The following is a 19,321-nucleotide window of genomic DNA, read 5'->3' on the forward strand; positions in this document are numbered from 1 at the left end:
TTTCCTTAATACATCGCTATTTTAACGATAAACCCAAACTTTTCCAGTCCGGCGCTACATCATCACTGCCGTGACAAACGTTATCGCCACTAGCGCAACATTGAGCGCAAACAGGTATCGAACTCGATCGCATTTCGCCGTAAAAATCTCATCGTGATGTTGCTGATATTCACGGCATTTGAGGTAATGATATAATCGAATTTGTTTCGCAAAGTTACCTTGTACGGAGAAAAAGCCTCGCCCATCCACTTGCTGGTACAACAACGGATGAGCTTGCCTCATCACATACAGCAAAGAACGTAATGAGCTTAAACATCGTGCTATATTGACGATAGTCACAATACATAAGGCAAACAAAAACATATCTACGATCATCTTCTCCTCCCCAGCCCCTGCGGATACTCGGCAGAAAAAGATGAGCGTGATAGCGTGTCTTTATCTACTCTGCTGGCGTATCCATAACAGAAGGCGCATTATTTTTTGCCATGTCAGCAAGGTCTTTATCAATAAAGAATAATGCTTGGCCGTTTTCGCCAACCAATTCAAGTTTATCTAAAACACCTTTAAACAATTTCTCTTCTTCGTGTTGCTCTGCCACATACCACTGAAGAAAATTAAACGTCGAGTAATCTTGCGTTGTGAATGCAACGTGCGCGAGCTTATTAATGTTTTTAGTAATCATCTGCTCGTGCTCATAGGTTTCACGGAACACTTCACCGAGACCAGCGTAATCATGTTTTGGCGCATCAATTGTGCCTAAAATAGGTAGCGCACCGGTTTCACTCACGTAAGTGAACAAACGATGCATATGCTCCATCTCTTCTTGCGCATGTTTACGTAAAAACATTGCTGCGCCTTCGAAGCCTTTATCTTCACACCAAGCACTCATCTGTAAGTATAGATTGGATGAGAAGAATTCTAGGTTAATTTGCTCATTTAGCTCATCGATCATCGCTTTTGCTAACATACGCTCTCCTAACTCTTTGATAGTTTATTTATCGAACTATAACATGTTCATATGGTAATGTGAGTGAAGTTTAGCCGTGAATACGATCTGAGATCTCGTCGACAACATCCATCTGTGATTCACTGCTAGACTAAAATGTATTGCCCTATAGGAGATAGCATTATGAGTTATCAACATTTTTTAGTTGCCGTCGATTTGTCTGAAGACAGTAAAATTCTTATTGATAAAGCCGTGTCTTTAGCTAAGCCACTCAATGCCAGCATTTCGTTTATTCATATCGATGTAAACTACGCAGAATTATATACGGGCTTAATCGATATAAACTTAGTCGAAACCCAGCACCACTCAATGGAATCATCACTGCAACAACTTCGAGAATTGGCGAAATACGCGGATTATCCAATCACACATACCTTAGTCGGTAGTGGCGACTTGAGTAATGAGATGTGTGAAACCATAGAGCAATTTAGTATCGACCTTGTGGTCTGTGGCCATCATCAAGATTTCTGGAGCAAATTGCTTTCATCAACTCGTCAATTAATGAACTGTACACCGGTGGATCTTTTAGTTGTGCCATTCAACGAATGACATCATGAAGTGGTTGGTATTTCTCAACCAACCACAGCTTAACATCATGAATACTAATGAATGGGTGTTGTCTCCAACTCGATAAATTGCGAGGATTGTTTTTGTAATTTTTGAAACGAACGCGCTAATTTTTTCTGTTTCTTAGTCCATTTTTTTTGCTGCTTCGCCAGTTTGGCAAGTTTCTTCGTCGCTTTTTTCTGACGCTTGAGCGCTTTTTTAGTCTGTTTGATTGACGACGTTTCTGGCTCTACGACAACAACGCCTGTCTGCGCTGTTTTCTTCCATTCACTTAGCTGCTCCTTGGTGTTATCTATCAAAACACCATTGCTCTCTTGTAGTGCTACAGGTTTGCACAGAAAAGAGCGGTCTGCAGCGCTGCGTGCACAGCTACGGCAAACATAAGTAGGACTGGCAATTACTTGGCATAGCTCATCGAATGAGCTCTCGATATCTTTACGAGGCCATTTACATAACGTTTTACTCATCGTTTTGTCCTTAGCTTATCTCACATTCCGTCTCGCACTTAAGCGTCTATCATTGAGGCGAGCACATAGACATCGAAGCGGTTTTTCTTCGTTTCAATTGCCATTGTTGGCTTTCGGTTTTGTAACCATTCGGCATAATCAGGGCGTTTAACCACCACGCGTTTCGTTGCTAAAGATAAAGCAGGTATCAGCAAAGCATCTGCATCACTATCAGACCCCACCAACGATTGAAACACCCGCATTTCTTTTTTAACTAACGCCGACTTCTTTTTATTCTCAGGGTGTGGGTACATAGGGTCTAAATACACCACATCAGGTTTTACAAACGTATCATCATTCATCAGTTGCTCCAAAGCACTATGACTTGAAGCATGTAAAAGAGTCACTCGCTCACGAACCCAATCACCAATATCAGCATCTTGCTTTGCCCGCTCAATACCATCATCGAGTAGCGCTGCGACGACGGGATGACGCTCGACTAACTGCACTCGACAACCAAGTGATGCGAGAACAAAAGCATCTCTTCCAAGGCCTCCAGTACCATCGAGAACGGTGGGGGTCGCTCCTTTATTTAATCCGACAGCCTTCGCGATAGATTGTCCTTTACCACCACCAAATTTACGACGATGAGCCACTGCGCCTGACGTCCAATCGACTGCGATGGCACCTAGCTTAGGTTCGTCTAACTTACGCAGTTCTAATCTTTCTTCGGTTAAGACTAAAGCGAAAATACTCTCTTGATCATGAGTTAATCCCCAACGCTGTGCCAAGACAGTTAACTCAGGCTCGCGCTGCTTAGCTTGTGCTAATAATTGTATTCGCAAAAGAATGCTCCAATCGTACTGATACTATGCTTTAGTTTACCGGATTTTAGGATAAATACCCATTAATAGGGCAACCGTTCACGACCTGATAACGAAGGAGATATTTTTTTAGTGCACAATGCTAAGATGCCAACATCCTCCTCAACAAAGAGAACAATATGACATCGCCATTAACTGCTCCCGCTAAACTCGATGATCTTGATAAAGCCATTTTAAAAATATTAATGGATGATGCTCGCACACCCTACGCAGAAATGGCGAAACAATTTAATGTCAGTCCAGCAACGATACATGTCCGGATCGAAAAGATGAAAGCGGCCGATATTATTCAAGGTACCGAAGTGATCGTGAATACCAAAAAGCTTGGCTATGATGTGTGCTGTTTTATTGGGATTAATTTGAATGCGGCGCGAGATTATCATTCAGCGCTAGAGAAGCTGAATGCATTAGAGGAAGTGGTTGAAGCCTATTACACAACAGGGGCATATAATATTTTTGTTAAGTTGATGTGTCGCTCAATTGAAGAATTACAGTATGTATTAATCGATAAATTACAGGCTATTGATGAGGTTCAATCAACAGAAACGTTAATTTCTCTACAAAACCCCATCAACCGTAGTGTGAATCCATAAAACCTGCAAAAGTGCCGAAGTTTTATAGTCCACACATAACATTATTTATTTAAGTACTGTTGTAGCTCTTCTACTGAAATACCTTGCTCGGCAAGCTCTTTCGCGAGTGTCTCCACTTGCTCATGTTTACGCGACTCGATCACTTGCTGAAATTGATAAATCAGATCTTTCAACACGCTAACGGGGACTTGTCTTGCTGCGCTCTGAATACGCTCGCTACTTTGATTACCTAATCCACTCAGTAGTTTGCCAAACATGACCTTTTCTGGAGACTCGTCTAGCTGCTCTAAAACGCGAGCCATTTCGTAGGTTGTTAAAGACATTTATTCATGTTCCAAATATAATTAGTAGAAGAGTGGAGCCTTTAAAGACTCGCACTGATATAGATAAATGAGATGGTAATTTACCGAACCTAGAATTAAGGCTCAAGCACCCATTGGTGCCATTTTTTCCCGATGGGAGAAAAGAGTATGGCAAGTCCTGGGAGTAATAACCACATTTGAATCGTTATATGCCAATACGGGGTGACATCTAATGACTGAATTGCCATCACAATAAAACCAGAGCCACTCATTTGTAATAAGCCTAATAAGGCGGCGGCGATTCCAGCTCTATCGCCAAAAGGCGCTAGCGCTTTACCGGCAGAAGCACCCAACACCCATGCAAAACCGATAGAAGAAATAAATATCGGTAGCATAAACCGTAAGGCCGATTGTTGACCTGACAACAATACCATTAGAGCGCCAGCTATACCTAGTAAAATAATCCCAAGAATTATTGCGCGGTGCGTGCCGAGTTTATCCATTATTTTTGGTGCGGTCATACACGCAACAATATTAAGAGCGGCATTAATACCAAACCAAAACGTAAAACTATTCATGGAGAGACCAAGACGTTCCATCAGTACGAGTGGCGCGGAGGTCACATAAGATAAGATCACCGCCATTGCCAACATACATAAGCTAGCATGAAATAAAAATACGGGGTTTTTAATCACGCTCCAGTAACGTTCCATTTGGAAAGTCGGCCTTTGCTTATCTTCCTCTGTCGCTGGATTGGTTTCTGTCATTACTCGCCAAATGAAAGCACCTGCCACCAAACTATAACCGACCATAAAAGAAAAATTAGCTCGCCAAGAGAAAGCTTGTGTCAGATAACTGCCAAGAATAGGCGCAAGCGCGGGAATAAAGCAAATAGCACCATTGAGGTAGCTGATCATACGTCCACTTTTATCCGCGCCAAACACATCTCGAACAGTGGCAAAAGCTGCAACAGACGTCGCACATGCGCCAAACCCTTGCATTAGCCGAGCAGTGAGCATCCATTCAATATTATGTGCTTGCCAAGCCATTAGCGAACTTAAGCAATACAGTATAATTCCGCCTAATGCGACTGTTCTACGCCCATAACGATCCGCAAGTGGCCCAGCAAACAGTTGGCCTAATCCCATCGAAAATAAAAACACAGTAATAGTGTATTTTGCTAACGCATGTTCCACGTGAAACGTTTCAGAAATCAGTGGTAACGCGGGTAAATATATATCAATACCTAACGGACTAAATAGGACTAAGAGTGTTAACAAGATCATTTGATAACGAGCTGGTGAAGTTATCCGTTGTAGAGTGGGCATAGAACACCTTAAATAGAAAGAGTTTCGCTGAATATAGTGAAATAATACGCGCAAATATATTGATTTATTTTCACCCTCTTGGTTCCAAATTGGCAACCATCACGATATCCGCGCAGATTGTGAATAGGCATGCAGTTTTATACCAATATTTTCGCAACAAAACATTAATTCTTATCGTAATTTGAGCTAAATCAGATTGTATATTTACCCTGCTAGTTCCTTTCACTACACTGGTAAAACTTTCATATATCATACTAACGGCGGAAGATACTGGGATTCTATTACTACGCGTACTTCTAAAGAGACGCGAAATATTTTCTCACATATATATGGCCTCTTTCCGCCTTCATACGGACTGTTACAGTAAAGGATAATAATCAATGCAAGTCACAGCTCAACGTGTTGAAGCCCTACGCGGCTGGATGGCACAACATAAACTCGATGCCATCATCGTTCCTCATGAAGATGAATATCTTGGCGAGTACATTCCCGAACATAACGAACGCCTACACTGGCTGACCGGTTTTACTGGTTCGGCAGGCGCCGCGGTTGTTACCGCGACATCTGCTGCAATGTTTGTGGATGGACGCTATACCGTACAAGTCGGTAAACAGGTTCCTAATGATCTCTTCGAATATCGTCATCTCATTGAAGAACCTTATTTAGATTGGTTAATATCTGAAATGCCGACAGGGAGTAAAGTTGGTTTTGACCCTCGCATGCATAGTGCTCAGTGGTTGACGAATGCCCAAAATAAACTCGCTCATCATTTCGATTTGGTGGTCATGGAGACGAACCCTATCGATGTATTATGGACCGATCGCCCTGCGCCAGTTGTTTCAGATATGCGTTTAATGGGACAAGAATTAGTCGGTGAAGAGAGCCATGCTAAACGTCAAAAGATCGCACAAATACTCATTAAAAATAACGCAGAAAGTGCGGTACTAACCGCGTTAGATTCAATCTGCTGGTTATTAAACATTCGCGGTTTAGATGTAGCTCGCCTTCCTGTCGTACTGTCTCACGCCATTATTCATAAAGACGCCAGTGTTGAGTTTTTCCTTGATCCAGCGCGCCTAACCGAAGGTTTTGACGAACACGTTGGTAAAGATGTTCGTGTACATCATCCTGATCAGTTAATGACTAAACTACTTGAGTTAGATAGTAAACGGGTCATGCTTGATCCAGCAACCAGCAATGCTTGGATGATGCTAACCTTACAAAATGCCAATGCAAAAATTATCAAAGCTTCAGATCCTTGTGCGTTACCAAAAGCGGCGAAAAATGCCACTGAAATAGCAGGTATGAAAGCCTGCCACATTCGTGATGGTGCCGCGATGGTTAACTTCCTAGCTTGGTTAGACAAACAAGTGGCGAGCCAAGCGCAATTAGATGAAGCTATTCTTGCAGATACACTCTACGCGTTTCGTAAACAAGACGACACACTAGCCGACCTGAGCTTTGATACTATCTCAGCCGCGGGCAGCAATGCGGCCATGTGTCACTATAACCATATGAACCAACCAGAACCAGGTAAGCTACCAATGAACAGCTTATACTTGGTTGATTCGGGCGGTCAGTATATCGATGGTACAACAGATATTACCCGTACGGTCGCCATTGGTGACATAAGCAAAGAAATGAAGCAGCAGTTTACGTTAGTACTCAAAGGACATATTAGCCTCGATCAGGCTCGCTTTCCAAAAGGTACTTGTGGGCACCACCTCGATATCATGGCTCGCCAATATCTATGGGCTAACGGTTACGATTTTGATCACGGCACTGGTCATGGTGTGGGGCATTTCCTTAATGTTCACGAAGGTCCGCAGCGTATTGGTAAAGGGACAAACCCTGTTGCTTTATTACCCGGTATGGTGTTGTCTAATGAGCCTGGTTATTACCGCGCAGAAGCCTTCGGTATTCGTATCGAGAACTTAGAGCTTGTTGTTGATATCCCAACGAGTGGTGATATGAGTATGCTAGGTTTTGAGTCACTCACTCGTTGTCCAATTGATACGCGAGCCATTGATACTTCACTCCTAACTCAGACTGAGATCGATTGGCTCAACCACTATCACGAAATCGTTTGGAATGATGTAAGCCCGTTAGTTGAAGGTGATGTCAAAACGTGGCTAAAACACGCCACTCAACCATTATCAAACACTCACTAATCTTCTCTCTCCCGCTTTCAAATCCCTCAATGTTTTGAACACTGAGGGATTTTTTTTAAACCTATTTTATTCATTATCACCCCTAATAATTAACATAAAATACAAAAAAAACACACAAAGTTAAGGATTTGTTTTTATTATCAAAAATTATCAATTCCACATAAAACCAACATAAAAATCAGAAAAAAGATTTGAGATCTAAACATTTGATGCGTAATCTTATACTTAATTAATCGTTCAATTAAAACTTAAGGGATAGTTATGCCAAAAGTTGGGATGCCGGATATTCGTAAGCCTCAGCTCGTTAAAGCAACGATGGCCGTGATCGAGCGTGTCGGGTTACACGCCGCCAGTATTTCTTTGATCAGTCGTGAAGCTGGTGTCTCGACGGGGATCATTAATCACTACTTTGGTGGTAAGCATGGATTGCTTGAAGAAACGATGCGAGCCATCTTGCGTGAACACGCGCAAACGGTGATGACAACGCTAGCCGATTATCCTCTTGATGCTCATAAAGACCGCATTAACGCGATAGTCAAAGCGAATTTTTCTGGCTATCAAGCAAGAAGCGAAGTCGCAAAAACGTGGATTGCGTTTTGGTCTTTCTCAATGCATGACCCGCAGCTACTGCGCTTACAACGTATTAACGAAAAGCGCCTCATTTCTCATTTATTAATCGAGCTTAAGCCTCTGCTTCCCAAGCCCTTAGCGCAACGTGTCGCTCAAGGTATAGCGGCGTTAATCGATGGGTTCTGGTTAAGAGGAACTTTGAATCAACAAGGAATTAACACGGAAGAAGCCAGCTTTATTATTTCCGATTATTTAGAACATCAATTAGCGCATGCCGCGCAAGCAACTCAGTAGGTTTATTCGTTATGGAAAATGCATCTTTATATATTAATGGTGAAACACGTCTCGCTTCATCTGGGACCACATTTACGACCACTAACCCCGCAACAGGTGAAACTTTAGCGGTACTTGGGCAAGCGAGTGAGCAAGATGTGCAGGATGCGATTCGAGCAGCACAAGCCGGTTTTAAAGTATGGTCTGCCATGACCGCTACAGAACGCAGCCGTATCCTACTTAAAGCCGTTGCCCTATTACGTGAACGTAATGACGAGCTGGCCGAGCTCGAAGTGCTTGATACCGGTAAGCCGCTACAAGAAGCCAACTGTGTCGATGTGGTCACAGGTGCGGATGTTATTGAATACTTCGCAGGCTTAGCTCCTGCCTTAGAAGGCACCCAACAACCCCTCTCGACTAATCAATTTTTTTACACACGTAAAGAGCCTCTGGGGATCTGTGCCGGTATTGGCGCATGGAATTATCCAATCCAGATAGCCATGTGGAAATCTGCCCCTGCTCTTGCTGCGGGTAATGCAATGATTTTTAAACCATCAGAAGAAACCCCATTAAGTGCTCTAAAACTTGCTGAAATTTTTACGGAAGCTGGCGTACCCGCTGGCGTATTCAACGTCATCCAAGGTGATGGCCGCGTGGGTGAAATGCTGACCCAACATCCAGATATTGCGAAAGTCTCTTTTACTGGCGAAGTGGGTACCGGCAAAAAAGTCATGGGCGCGAGTTCGCAAACGTTGAAATCAGTCACGATGGAATTAGGTGGCAAGTCGCCACTGATAATTTTTGATGACGCCAAAATAGAACAAGCTGTCTCTATCGCGATGATGGCCAATTTCTACACGCAAGGGGAAGTCTGCACTAATGGTACCCGCGTCTTTGTTCATGACAGTATTTACGATCAGTTTATTAGCCAGCTAAAAACTCGCACAGAAAAACTTGTTATTGGTAATCCTCTACATCTAGATACGCAAGTTGGTGCGCTTATTTCCCGTGATCATATGGAAAAAGTACTCGCTTTCATCGAACAGGCTAAACGTAGTCAAGCCACACTACTAACGGGTGGTTACCGTATTACTGAAAATGGCTTAAGCACTGGTAACTTTGTGGCTCCTACTGTTTTCACCGACTGCACCGATGAGATGGAATTAGTACAGAACGAAGTTTTTGGCCCTGTAATGGCCGTACTTAAATTTTCCGACGAAGACGAAGTCATTGCTCGCGCCAATAATACGGACTACGGACTTGCGGCAGGTATTGTGACTCACAACCTATCTCGAGCTCACCGTGTTATTCACCAACTTGAAGCTGGGATCTGCTGGGTCAACACCTGGGGAGATTCTCCTGCGCAAATGCCAGTCGGTGGATATAAATCGTCTGGCGTAGGACGTGAAAACGGTATGGAAACTCTACACCACTACACGCAAACCAAAAGCGTGCTCATTGAATTAGACGAGTTTGTTGGAGCATACGAATAAGGAGGGGCTATGAAAAAAGATTATGATTATATTGTCATTGGAGCGGGTTCAGCTGGGTGTGTGTTAGCGGATCGTTTAACCGAATCAGGTGAGCTCTCAGTACTGCTTTTAGAAGCGGGCGGAAGTGACAAAAGTATTTTTATTCAAATGCCGACCGCACTTTCTTATCCAATGAACACGCCTAAATATGCATGGCAATTTGAATCATTAGCAGAAGACGGCTTAGATGGCCGTCATCTACATTGCCCTCGTGGAAAGGTTCTCGGAGGCAGCTCCTCTATCAACGGCATGGTATACGTGCGTGGACATGCATGTGACATCGACGAATGGCAAGAATATGGAGCAACAGGCTGGAATTATGCTAACTGCCTACCCTATTTTAAGAAAGCAGAACGTTGGATTGGTGGTGAAGATACCTACCGAGGTGGCAATGGGCCATTAGCTACATGTAATGGCAATGACATGGAACTTAACCCCCTATACCAAGCCTTTATTGATGCAGGCCAAGAAGCGGGATACCCACAAACACAAGATTATAACGGCTATCAACAAGAAGGCTTCGGCCCAATGCATATGACGGTTGATAAAGGTATCCGCGCCTCAACGTCAAATGCCTATTTACGCCGTGCAATGAAACGCTCTAACCTAACGGTTATTAGTGGCGTACTGACTCGTAAAATCCTTCTCGAAGACAATGTTGCAACTGGCGTTGAATTTGAAAAAAATGGCGCCCTACATCAAGTAAGTGCGAATAAAGAAGTCATTTCGAGCGCAGGATCAATTGGTTCCGTGCAACTTCTACAACTCTCAGGAATAGGACCAAAAGACATTCTTGAAGAAGCTGGTGTTGATGTTGTACACGATCTACCAGGTGTTGGTAAAAACCTGCAAGATCACTTAGAAGTTTATTTTCAATATCGTTGCACTCAGCCTATTAGCCTGAACAGTAAACTCGGTCTCATCAGCAAAGGACTAATTGGAACTAAGTGGATGTTAACGCAAAAAGGCTTAGGTGCGACCAATCACTTTGAGTCATGCGCCTTTATCCGCTCTCGCAAAGGATTGAAATGGCCAAACTTGCAATACCACTTTCTTCCTGCCGCCATGCGTTACGATGGCCAAACCGCTTTTGACGGACATGGTTTTCAAGTTCATGTAGGCCCAAATAAACCGCTTAGCCGAGGCAGTGTGTGGATTACGTCTAACGATGCGAACGCGAAACCCGCCATCAAATTTAACTATCTACAGCACCCACAAGATATTCAAGACTGGCGTGATTGTATTCACCTAACTCGGGAAATCCTTGCCCAACCAGCACTGGATGATTATCGCGGCACTGAAATACAACCTAGCTTAGACGTTACCACAGATGAAGAGATTGATAAGTGGGTAAAAGACAATGTAGAAAGTGCCTACCATCCATCATGTACCTGCAAAATGGGAGCTGCTGATGACCCGCTTGCTGTCTTAGATGAGCACTGTCGTGTCCGTGGTATTAATAACCTTAGAGTCGTCGACTCTTCCATTTTCCCGACCATTCCCAACGGAAACCTTAATGCCCCCACTATCATGGTGGCTGAACGTGCTGCAGACCTAATTTTAGATCGTTCGTTATTACCACCAACCGAGGTGCCTATATGGATAGCACCCAACTGGCAGGACACTCAAAGACTCAATACACCCAAACGTGTATCTGCATAATCCTGCACAGTACTTTACTTAATTAAATTAAGGACAACACAATGAAATACAAAGCCATTAGTCTAATTTCAACCGCCCTATTATCGATGAATGCGTATGCGGATAACTGCGAAAAAGTAACGTTTGCCGATGTAGGTTGGACAGATATCACATCAACAACCGCTGTCGCCAGCGAAATTATAAAAGGACTCGGTTATAAGACTGACACAGAACTACTGTCTGTGCCGGTCACCTATTCATCGATGGCAAGTGGTGATATTGACGTATTTCTTGGTAACTGGATGCCAACAATGGAAGGTGATATAGCTAAATACCGCGAAGCTGGTACCGTAGAAATTGTGCAACCAAACTTAACAGGTGCTAAATATACCCTTGCGGTGCCGAAGTACGTTTATGATGCTGGTGTCCATTCTTTTGCTGACTTAGCCAAATATGCTGATAAATTCAAAGAACGCATTTATGGAATTGAGCCTGGTAACGATGGCAACCGACTTATTCAGTCGATGATTGATAAGAATGCTTTTAATCTAAAAGACTTTAATCTCGTCGAATCCAGCGAAGCTGGTATGGTTTCACAAGTCTCACGAGCAATACGTCGTCATCAATGGATCGCCTACTTAGGCTGGGCGCCGCATCCAATGAACAGTAAATTTGATATGAAATATCTATCTGGCGGTGATGATTACTTTGGCCCTAATTATGGTGGAGCGAAAGTCATGACCAACGTACGTAAAGATTACCTGCAACAATGCCCTAACGTCGGTGAATTAATTACTAATCTCAAGTTCGATCTCAATATGGAAAACCATATGATGTCGCGAATTCTTAACGACAATCAAAAACCTGCTATCGCCGCACGTGCGTGGCTTAAAAGTCATGAAGAATACCTAGATAAATGGCTTAAAAATGTCAAAACCATTGATGGGAAACCAGCAAAAGCAGCGGTTATCTCCTACCTAAATAGTTCGAAAGATAACGCGTAGTCTCACTCTCTCACCTCAATAAAAATGGGGCTTACATGTCCCATTAATTAAACAAGGATTAATTGTGAATATTTTTACTGATTACAAAATCCCACTCGGTCAATGGATGGAGTCAACGGTAGATTGGTTAACAATGAATGCCTCAGGGTTCTTCGATGCCATCTCCATTTCTCTAGAAACAGTCATCATGTTTTTAGTGGATATTTTTAAGTCGATGCCAGCGGCTATGCCCATCGCTATCACCGCAGCGCTCGCTTGGTGGATTCATCGTAGTATTCCTTTGGTCGCCTTTATTATTGCGGCTTTACTACTGATATTAAATCTTGGCTATTGGGATGAAATGTTAGAAACCTTTGTGCTGGTATTTACCGCAACAGGTATCTCTATTTTAGTCGGTGTACCTATTGGTATTATGGCCGCACACCGCCCGCTACTGTATACATTAATGCGCCCTATACTAGATCTAATGCAAACCGTACCGACCTTCGTTTATCTCATTCCAACCTTAGTTTTGTTTGGCCTTGGTGTCGTACCAGGACTTATATCTACGATTATTTTCGCTATTGCCGCACCAATTCGTCTTACCTATCTCGGCGTGACACGTGTTCCTGAAGAGCTACTAGAAGCGGGTAAAGCCTTTGGAGCCAGTCGAATGAAATTACTGTTCAAAGTAGAGTTACCCGCTGCGATGCCCAGCATCATGACAGGTGTGAGCCAATGCATCATGCTTTCTCTATCTATGGTCGTCGTCGCTGCACTTGTTGGAGCTGATGGCTTAGGTAAACCGGTCATCCGTGCACTCAATACTGTCAATATCTCTCAAGGATTCGAAGCTGGCCTCGCGATCGTACTTGTCGCGATTATTCTTGATCGTCTCTGTAAAGCCCCTAGCCATAAGGAAACGCATTCATGAAATCTATCTGCATTGAAAATTTAGACGTTGTATTTGGTCAACATCCAGAAAAAGCACTTACATTATTAGACCTAGGCAAAACACGCCAAGAAATTATTGATGAGACAGGTCTTGTTGTCGGTGTAAATAACGTATCCATAGACGTCAATGAGGGGGAAATCTGTGTGCTTATGGGTTTATCCGGCTCAGGTAAATCAAGCCTATTACGCGCAGTTAACGGCCTAAATACTATCACGCGTGGGTCACTCAAAATAAAAAACGACGACACTAATGTCGACTTAGCCACATGCAGTGAAACAGAATTGCGAGATTTGAGAATCCAGCGTATCTCGATGGTATTTCAAAAATTCGCACTGATGCCTTGGTTAAGTGTGGTTGATAATGTTGCGTTTGGTTTGGAAATGCAGGGAGTAACTAAAACCGAACGCCGTCAATGTGCTCAGGAAAAATTAGACATGGTTGGTCTTGGGGAATGGGCGAATAAATTACCACATGAGTTATCTGGCGGCATGCAACAACGTGTTGGCTTAGCTCGGGCATTTGCTATGGATAGTGACATTCTTTTAATGGATGAGCCATTCTCAGCGCTAGACCCTCTAATCCGCTCACAACTGCAAGATGAGCTGTTAGACCTGCAAAAGAAACTCAATAAGACCATAATTTTTGTGAGTCACGATTTAGATGAAGCATTAAAGCTTGGTTCGCGTATTGCCATTATGGAATCCGGTAAGTTAATACAATATAGCAAGCCAGAAGACATTATTTTAAATCCGGAAACACAATACGTTAAAGACTTTGTTGCTCATACCAACCCATTAAATGTGCTATGTGGACGTTCATTAATGAACTCAGCGCATGACTTGAAACTGGAAGGTAATTTAGTTCAGATATGTGAAAGAGAAGATATTTGGTTAGAAAAAACGGTAGATAGCTGGGACGTATATGGAAAGCACGGCTATGACGTTGTCGAGTGGTCACCTGAAACAGACCATAAAATCTTTAATACCAATACAATTGTGATTACTACGCCAGATATCGCTATGCGCGATGCTATCGATATTCGCTATCAAACCGAGCACCCTATTGTTTTAGTCGAAGATAATCGTGTAGTCGGCACGCTCAATGATCACGATTTTTATCATGCTCTATTAGGAAAATATAATGATATTACAGATGAGCCAGAACGTGATATCAATCTCTGTAAAACAAACAAAAAAGTAAAAGCGGCTTAACGTAGTACTAATTCGAATCTAGCGATAGAAGATATAAAGGGTGACTCATTGAGTCACCCTTTTCGTTTTCGTTAGCAGAAGGTTCCACGTGAAACATCCAGCGTTTAGATCGTAATGTCACGAAAGATGTCCCCACTCTATGTTTCACGTGAAACACTAGGGAACATAATAACCAGTCATACTTGTTATAAAAAGAATATGAGACGACCATGGATATCAGTCATCTGTAAAATATTCTTACTATTTAGATAGGTGAACCAAAGCATAACAAGCTCATAAGACTAAGTATTAAAGGTGATGCACCTGTATTTATCCTATTACATTAACCCGATAAATAAGATGACAGTTATGAGCGTAATAACCACTGATAGCCAATGTAAGCAGCAGAAATACTAAAAAACACATTCATCACGACATTCAGTCCCATCTTTAAAAATGCCCCCTGCTCCATCATAGTGACATTATCCATGGAGAACGTAGAAAATGTGGTTAGTGCGCCGAGAAAGCCTAGCCCAATAATTTGACGCCATGGGTATGGGTTTAACCATTCATTATGAAAACATGCCATCAAAATTCCCATAATCAGTGAACCAATAATATTGACGGATAATGTCCCGTAAGGAAAAGCACGACCAAACAGAGTCACGGTAAAATCAGAAATCAAGTAGCGTGAACAAGCGCCTAATGCACCGCCAGCCGCTATCCAAAGCAAAGTGGTAATTTGTCCCATAATCAATTCCTCGAAATATTTGCTTACCATTGTAAACAAAAAACGTACAAATAAGCATAAAAATATTGCTTTAAAAACCCGCAAAACTGCGTAGCCATATACGAAAAGCATCACAAATATAAAAAGTGACAGGAGTCACTTATACCCGAGAATTCGCGATAAGCGGTCTTATAACGTCGTTTTTATTAAAGATCAAAAACTCTCGCTACTTTATAGTCTATATCAATCAATACGCCCGATATTTGAGACCATAAGGTAAATAGTTAATAATTTATAAATCTGTAGAAAAGATCAGCTGTTTGATGACGAATTTTTTATATCAAAGGAAGTGGAGAGATTCGAACTCCCAACACGCTCGGGCTTATGGAAAGCGAATCCGCTGATCTTCTATGCGTCCCATCTTTTTCACCTAGACTTAAGCTAGAGACGTAAAAAAGCCCCAGTCTTACGACTGAGGCTTCGTTATCTGGCAGGGGTGGAGAGATTCGAACTCCCAACACGCGCTGTCTTGTGGAAAGCGAATCCGCTGCGCTTCTATACAAATATCCCTTTCATCCATAGCCTTATCTACAGACGTAAAAAAGCCCCAGTCTAATGACTGAGGCTATTTTATATGGCAGGGGTGGAGAGATTCGAACTCCCAACACGCGGATTTGGAATCCGCTGCTCTGCCAATTGGAGCTACACCCCTAAAATAGGTACATTCTATATTAAAAAACCCCAGAATCATCTGAGGTTTTTTAATTAGTGGCGGAACGGACGGGATTCGAACCCGCGACCCCCGGCGTGACAGGCCGGTATTCTAACCAGCTGAACTACCGCTCCGCAAACTGGTTTTTCCATAATGCTGCACGCAGCACTATGTCTAAATTCAAGCCTGGCGATGACCTACTCTCACATGGGGAAACCCCACACTACCATCGGCGCTATTTCGTTTCACTTCTGAGTTCGGCATGGGATCAGGTGGGTCCAAAATGCTATGGTCGCCAAGCAAATTCTTTTTGTTATCGCCCAAAGGGCCATAACAATAATCTGGAAAGCTGTTTTTTGTGGCTATAAAAAGCCGTTCTCACACACTCAAGTACTCATATTGAGTCCGTTACAAAACCTTTTTGGTGTTGTATGGTTAAGCCTCACGGGCGATTAGTACAGGTTAGCTCAACGCCTCACAACGCTTACACACCCTGCCTATCAACGTTCTAGTCTCGAACAACCCTTTAGGACGCTTAAAGCGCCAGGGAGAACTCATCTCAAGGCTCGCTTCCCGCTTAGATGCTTTCAGCGGTTATCGATCCCGAACTTAGCTACCGGGCAATGCGTCTGGCGACACAACCCGAACACCAGAGGTTCGTCCACTCCGGTCCTCTCGTACTAGGAGCAGCCCCTTTCAATTCTCCAACGCCCACGGCAGATAGGGACCGAACTGTCTCACGACGTTCTAAACCCAGCTCGCGTACCACTTTAAATGGCGAACAGCCATACCCTTGGGACCGACTTCAGCCCCAGGATGTGATGAGCCGACATCGAGGTGCCAAACACCGCCGTCGATATGAACTCTTGGGCGGTATCAGCCTGTTATCCCCGGAGTACCTTTTATCCGTTGAGCGATGGCCCTTCCATTCAGAACCACCGGATCACTATGACCTGCTTTCGCACCTGCTCGAATTGTCATTCTCGCAGTTAAGCGGGCTTATGCCATTGCACTAACCTCACGATGTCCAACCGTGATTAGCCCACCTTCGTGCTCCTCCGTTACTCTTTGGGAGGAGACCGCCCCAGTCAAACTACCCACCAGGCACTGTCCTCATTCCCGATAAGGGAACCAAGTTAGAACATCAAAACTACAAGGGTGGTATTTCAAGGACGGCTCCATGCAAACTAGCGTCTGCATATCAAAGCCTCCCACCTATCCTACACATGTAGGTTCAATGTTCAGTGCCAAGCTGTAGTAAAGGTTCACGGGGTCTTTCCGTCTAGCCGCGGGTACACTGCATCTTCACAGCGATTTCAATTTCACTGAGTCTCGGGTGGAGACAGCGTGGCCATCATTACGCCATTCGTGCAGGTCGGAACTTACCCGACAAGGAATTTCGCTACCTTAGGACCGTTATAGTTACGGCCGCCGTTTACCGGGGCTTCGATCAAGAGCGTCGACCGAAGTCTAACCCCATCAATTAACCTTCCGGCACCGGGCAGGCGTCACACCGTATACGTCATCTTACGATTTTGCACAGTGCTGTGTTTTTAATAAACAGTTGCAGCCACCTGGTATCTGCGACTCTTTTCGGCTCCAAGAGCAAGTCTTTTCACCTATATAGAGCGTACCTTCTCCCGAAGTTACGGTACCATTTTGCCTAGTTCCTTCACCCGAGTTCTCTCAAGCGCCTTGGTATTCTCTACCCGACCACCTGTGTCGGTTTGGGGTACGATTCCTTACAATCTGAAGCTTAGAGGCTTTTCCTGGAAGCATGGCATCAATGACTTCACACCCTTGGGTGCTCGACGTCGTGTCTCGACCTAATGAGTATCCGGATTTACCTAAATACTCAGCCTACGCACTTGAACCTGGACAACCATCGCCAGGCCCACCTAGCCTTCTCCGTCCCCCCATCGCAATTGTAAGAAGTACGGGAATATTAACCCGTTTCCCATCGACTACGCTTTTCAGCCTCGCCTTAGGGGTCGACTTACCCTGCCCCGATTAACGTTGGACAGGAACCCTTGGTCTTCCGGCGTGGGGGTTTTTCACCCCCATTATCGTTACTCATGTCAGCATTCGCACTTCTGATACCTCCAGCAGACTTCTCAATCCACCTTCAACGGCTTACAGAACGCTCCCCTACCCAACATTCCAAAAGGAATATTGCCGCAGCTTCGGTTTATTACTTAGCCCCGTTACATCTTCCGCGCAGGCCGACTCGACTAGTGAGCTATTACGCTTTCTTTAAATGATGGCTGCTTCTAAGCCAACATCCTAGCTGTCTGAGCCTTCCCACATCGTTTCCCACTTAGTAATAATTTGGGACCTTAGCTGGCGGTCTGGGTTGTTTCCCTCTCCACGACGGACGTTAGCACCCGCCGTGTGTCTCCCGGATAGTACTTACTGGTATTCGGAGTTTGCAAAGAGTTGGTAAGTCGGGATGACCCCCTAGTCTTAACAGTGCTCTACCCCCAGTAGTATTCGTCCGAGGCGCTACCTAAATAGCTTTCGGGGAGAACCAGCTATCTCCGAGTTTGATTGGCCTTTCACCCCTAGCCACAAGTCATCCGCTAATTTTTCAACATTAGTCGGTTCGGTCCTCCAATTGATGTTACTCAATCTTCAACCTGCCCATGGCTAGATCACTCGGTTTCGGGTCTATATCCAGAGACTGTGCGCCCAGTTAAGACTCGCTTTCGCTACGGCTCCCCTAAACGGTTAACCTTGCCACTGAATATAAGTCGCTGACCCATTATACAAAAGGTACGCAGTCACCCCACAAAGGAGGCTCCTACTGCTTGTACGTACACGGTTTCAGGTTCTATTTCACTCCCCTCACAGGGGTTCTTTTCGCCTTTCCCTCACGGTACTGGTTCACTATCGGTCAGTCAGGAGTATTTAGCCTTGGAGGATGGTCCCCCCATATTCAGACAGGATATCACGTGTCCCGCCTTACTCGATTTCACCTTAAATGCGTTGCCGGTTACGGGGCTATCACCCTGTATCGCGTGCCTTTCCAGACACTTCACCTGACGCATAAAAAGCTTAAGGGCTAATCCGGTTTCGCTCGCCGCTACTTCCAGAATCTCGGTTGATTTCTTTTCCTCGGGGTACTTAGATGTTTCAGTTCTCCCGGTTCGCCTCGTTACGCTATGTATTCACGCAACGATAACTGCTTATGCAGTTGGGTTTCCCCATTCGGAAATCGTAGACTCAAGTGGCTTTTACTGCCTCATCTACGCTTATCGCAAGTTAATACGTCCTTCATCGCCTCTGACTGCCAAGGCATCCACCGTGTACGCTTAGTCACTTAACCATACAACCCAAAAAAGTTTTGAGTTGATGAACAAAGTCACCAAGGTTTGTCTGCATTTTTATACATGTTGCAGACTCGATATTGCCGGACTCAATTTTGAATACACACTCTAC

The 19,321-nt window shown here is 44.0% G+C and carries 16 protein-coding genes, 2 tRNA genes and 2 rRNA genes; 9 read left to right on the plus strand and 11 right to left on the minus strand.

Annotated features, from left to right (window positions below):
- Positions 1-54 precede the first annotated feature (54 nt).
- Both uspB and ftnA read right to left on the minus strand, forming a co-directional pair.
- Entirely contained in the window at positions 55-375 is a 321-nt protein-coding gene (uspB, locus tag OCU30_RS12185; protein WP_077315430.1) for a universal stress protein UspB, read from the minus strand.
- A gap of 64 nt (positions 376-439) precedes the next feature.
- The gene (gene ftnA, locus OCU30_RS12190) at positions 440-967 is read right to left on the minus strand and encodes a non-heme ferritin (protein WP_077315429.1); all 528 of its coding nucleotides are present in this window, start codon (positions 965-967) and stop codon (positions 440-442) included.
- Positions 968-1,129: 162 nt separating this feature from the next.
- Between ftnA and OCU30_RS12195 the strand changes: the two genes are divergently transcribed.
- Positions 1,130-1,555, plus strand: coding sequence for a universal stress protein (locus tag OCU30_RS12195; protein ID WP_077315428.1), 426 nt, complete (start codon positions 1,130-1,132; stop codon positions 1,553-1,555).
- Positions 1,556-1,608: 53 nt separating this feature from the next.
- Here the strand turns inward: OCU30_RS12195 and OCU30_RS12200 are convergent, their stop codons facing one another.
- Together OCU30_RS12200 and OCU30_RS12205 are read right to left on the minus strand one after the other, a co-directional pair.
- A complete protein-coding gene (locus OCU30_RS12200; protein ID WP_077315427.1) occupies positions 1,609-2,040 on the minus strand; it encodes a hypothetical protein in 432 nt (143 codons plus the stop codon).
- A gap of 38 nt (positions 2,041-2,078) precedes the next feature.
- On the minus strand, positions 2,079-2,864 hold the full coding sequence (locus OCU30_RS12205) for a class I SAM-dependent methyltransferase (RefSeq protein ID WP_077315426.1): 786 nt from the start codon (positions 2,862-2,864) through the stop codon (positions 2,079-2,081).
- A gap of 158 nt (positions 2,865-3,022) precedes the next feature.
- On the opposite strand from OCU30_RS12205, the gene asnC reads away from it, so the two are divergent.
- Positions 3,023-3,496, plus strand: coding sequence for a transcriptional regulator AsnC (gene asnC, locus OCU30_RS12210; protein ID WP_077315425.1), 474 nt, complete (start codon positions 3,023-3,025; stop codon positions 3,494-3,496).
- A gap of 41 nt (positions 3,497-3,537) precedes the next feature.
- Here asnC and tsrA read toward each other — a convergent pair whose 3' ends face one another.
- Together tsrA and OCU30_RS12220 are read right to left on the minus strand one after the other, a co-directional pair.
- A complete protein-coding gene (gene tsrA / locus OCU30_RS12215) occupies positions 3,538-3,819 on the minus strand; it encodes an H-NS-like global regulator TsrA (RefSeq protein WP_077315424.1) in 282 nt (93 codons plus the stop codon).
- A gap of 95 nt (positions 3,820-3,914) precedes the next feature.
- Complete coding sequence (locus tag OCU30_RS12220; RefSeq protein ID WP_077315423.1) at positions 3,915-5,126, minus strand: multidrug effflux MFS transporter; 1,212 nt, start codon at positions 5,124-5,126, stop codon at positions 3,915-3,917.
- A 380-nt stretch (positions 5,127-5,506) separates the two neighbouring features.
- Between OCU30_RS12220 and OCU30_RS12225 the strand changes: the two genes are divergently transcribed.
- From OCU30_RS12225 to choV, 7 genes are all read left to right on the plus strand, one after another.
- Complete coding sequence (locus OCU30_RS12225; protein WP_077315422.1) at positions 5,507-7,297, plus strand: aminopeptidase P family protein; 1,791 nt, start codon at positions 5,507-5,509, stop codon at positions 7,295-7,297.
- A gap of 261 nt (positions 7,298-7,558) precedes the next feature.
- Complete coding sequence (betI, locus tag OCU30_RS12230; protein WP_077315421.1) at positions 7,559-8,161, plus strand: transcriptional regulator BetI; 603 nt, start codon at positions 7,559-7,561, stop codon at positions 8,159-8,161.
- Between the two features lie 11 nt (positions 8,162-8,172).
- Entirely contained in the window at positions 8,173-9,633 is a 1,461-nt protein-coding gene (betB, locus tag OCU30_RS12235) for a betaine-aldehyde dehydrogenase (RefSeq protein WP_077315420.1), read from the plus strand.
- 9 nt (positions 9,634-9,642) lie between these two features.
- Positions 9,643-11,334 carry a choline dehydrogenase gene (betA, locus tag OCU30_RS12240; RefSeq protein ID WP_077315419.1) on the plus strand — a complete coding sequence of 564 codons (1,692 nt, stop codon included), beginning with the start codon at positions 9,643-9,645 and terminating at the stop codon, positions 11,332-11,334.
- Positions 11,335-11,375: 41 nt separating this feature from the next.
- On the plus strand, positions 11,376-12,317 hold the full coding sequence (locus tag OCU30_RS12245; RefSeq protein ID WP_077315418.1) for a choline ABC transporter substrate-binding protein: 942 nt from the start codon (positions 11,376-11,378) through the stop codon (positions 12,315-12,317).
- Between the two features lie 64 nt (positions 12,318-12,381).
- The gene (choW, locus tag OCU30_RS12250; protein WP_077315417.1) at positions 12,382-13,230 is read left to right on the plus strand and encodes a choline ABC transporter permease subunit; all 849 of its coding nucleotides are present in this window, start codon (positions 12,382-12,384) and stop codon (positions 13,228-13,230) included.
- Positions 13,227-14,462 carry a choline ABC transporter ATP-binding protein gene (gene choV / locus OCU30_RS12255; RefSeq protein WP_077315416.1) on the plus strand — a complete coding sequence of 412 codons (1,236 nt, stop codon included), beginning with the start codon at positions 13,227-13,229 and terminating at the stop codon, positions 14,460-14,462. Before choW ends, choV begins: the two co-directional genes overlap by 4 nt.
- 346 nt (positions 14,463-14,808) lie before the next feature.
- Here the strand turns inward: choV and crcB are convergent, their stop codons facing one another.
- From crcB to OCU30_RS12280, 5 genes are all read right to left on the minus strand, one after another.
- Entirely contained in the window at positions 14,809-15,192 is a 384-nt protein-coding gene (crcB, locus tag OCU30_RS12260; protein WP_077315415.1) for a fluoride efflux transporter CrcB, read from the minus strand.
- 614 nt (positions 15,193-15,806) lie between these two features.
- Positions 15,807-15,883 (minus strand) — tRNA-Trp (locus tag OCU30_RS12265).
- 57 nt (positions 15,884-15,940) lie between these two features.
- Positions 15,941-16,017 (minus strand) — tRNA-Asp (locus OCU30_RS12270).
- A gap of 50 nt (positions 16,018-16,067) precedes the next feature.
- Positions 16,068-16,183, minus strand: a 5S ribosomal RNA gene (gene rrf / locus OCU30_RS12275).
- Positions 16,184-16,314: 131 nt separating this feature from the next.
- Positions 16,315-19,208: ribosomal RNA gene (locus OCU30_RS12280) — 23S ribosomal RNA — on the minus strand.
- Between the last annotated feature and the right edge of the window lie 113 nt (positions 19,209-19,321).

The sequence above is a fragment of the Vibrio palustris genome (genome assembly GCF_024346995.1).
In the GTDB taxonomy this organism is placed as follows: Bacteria; Pseudomonadota; Gammaproteobacteria; order Enterobacterales; family Vibrionaceae; genus Vibrio; species Vibrio palustris.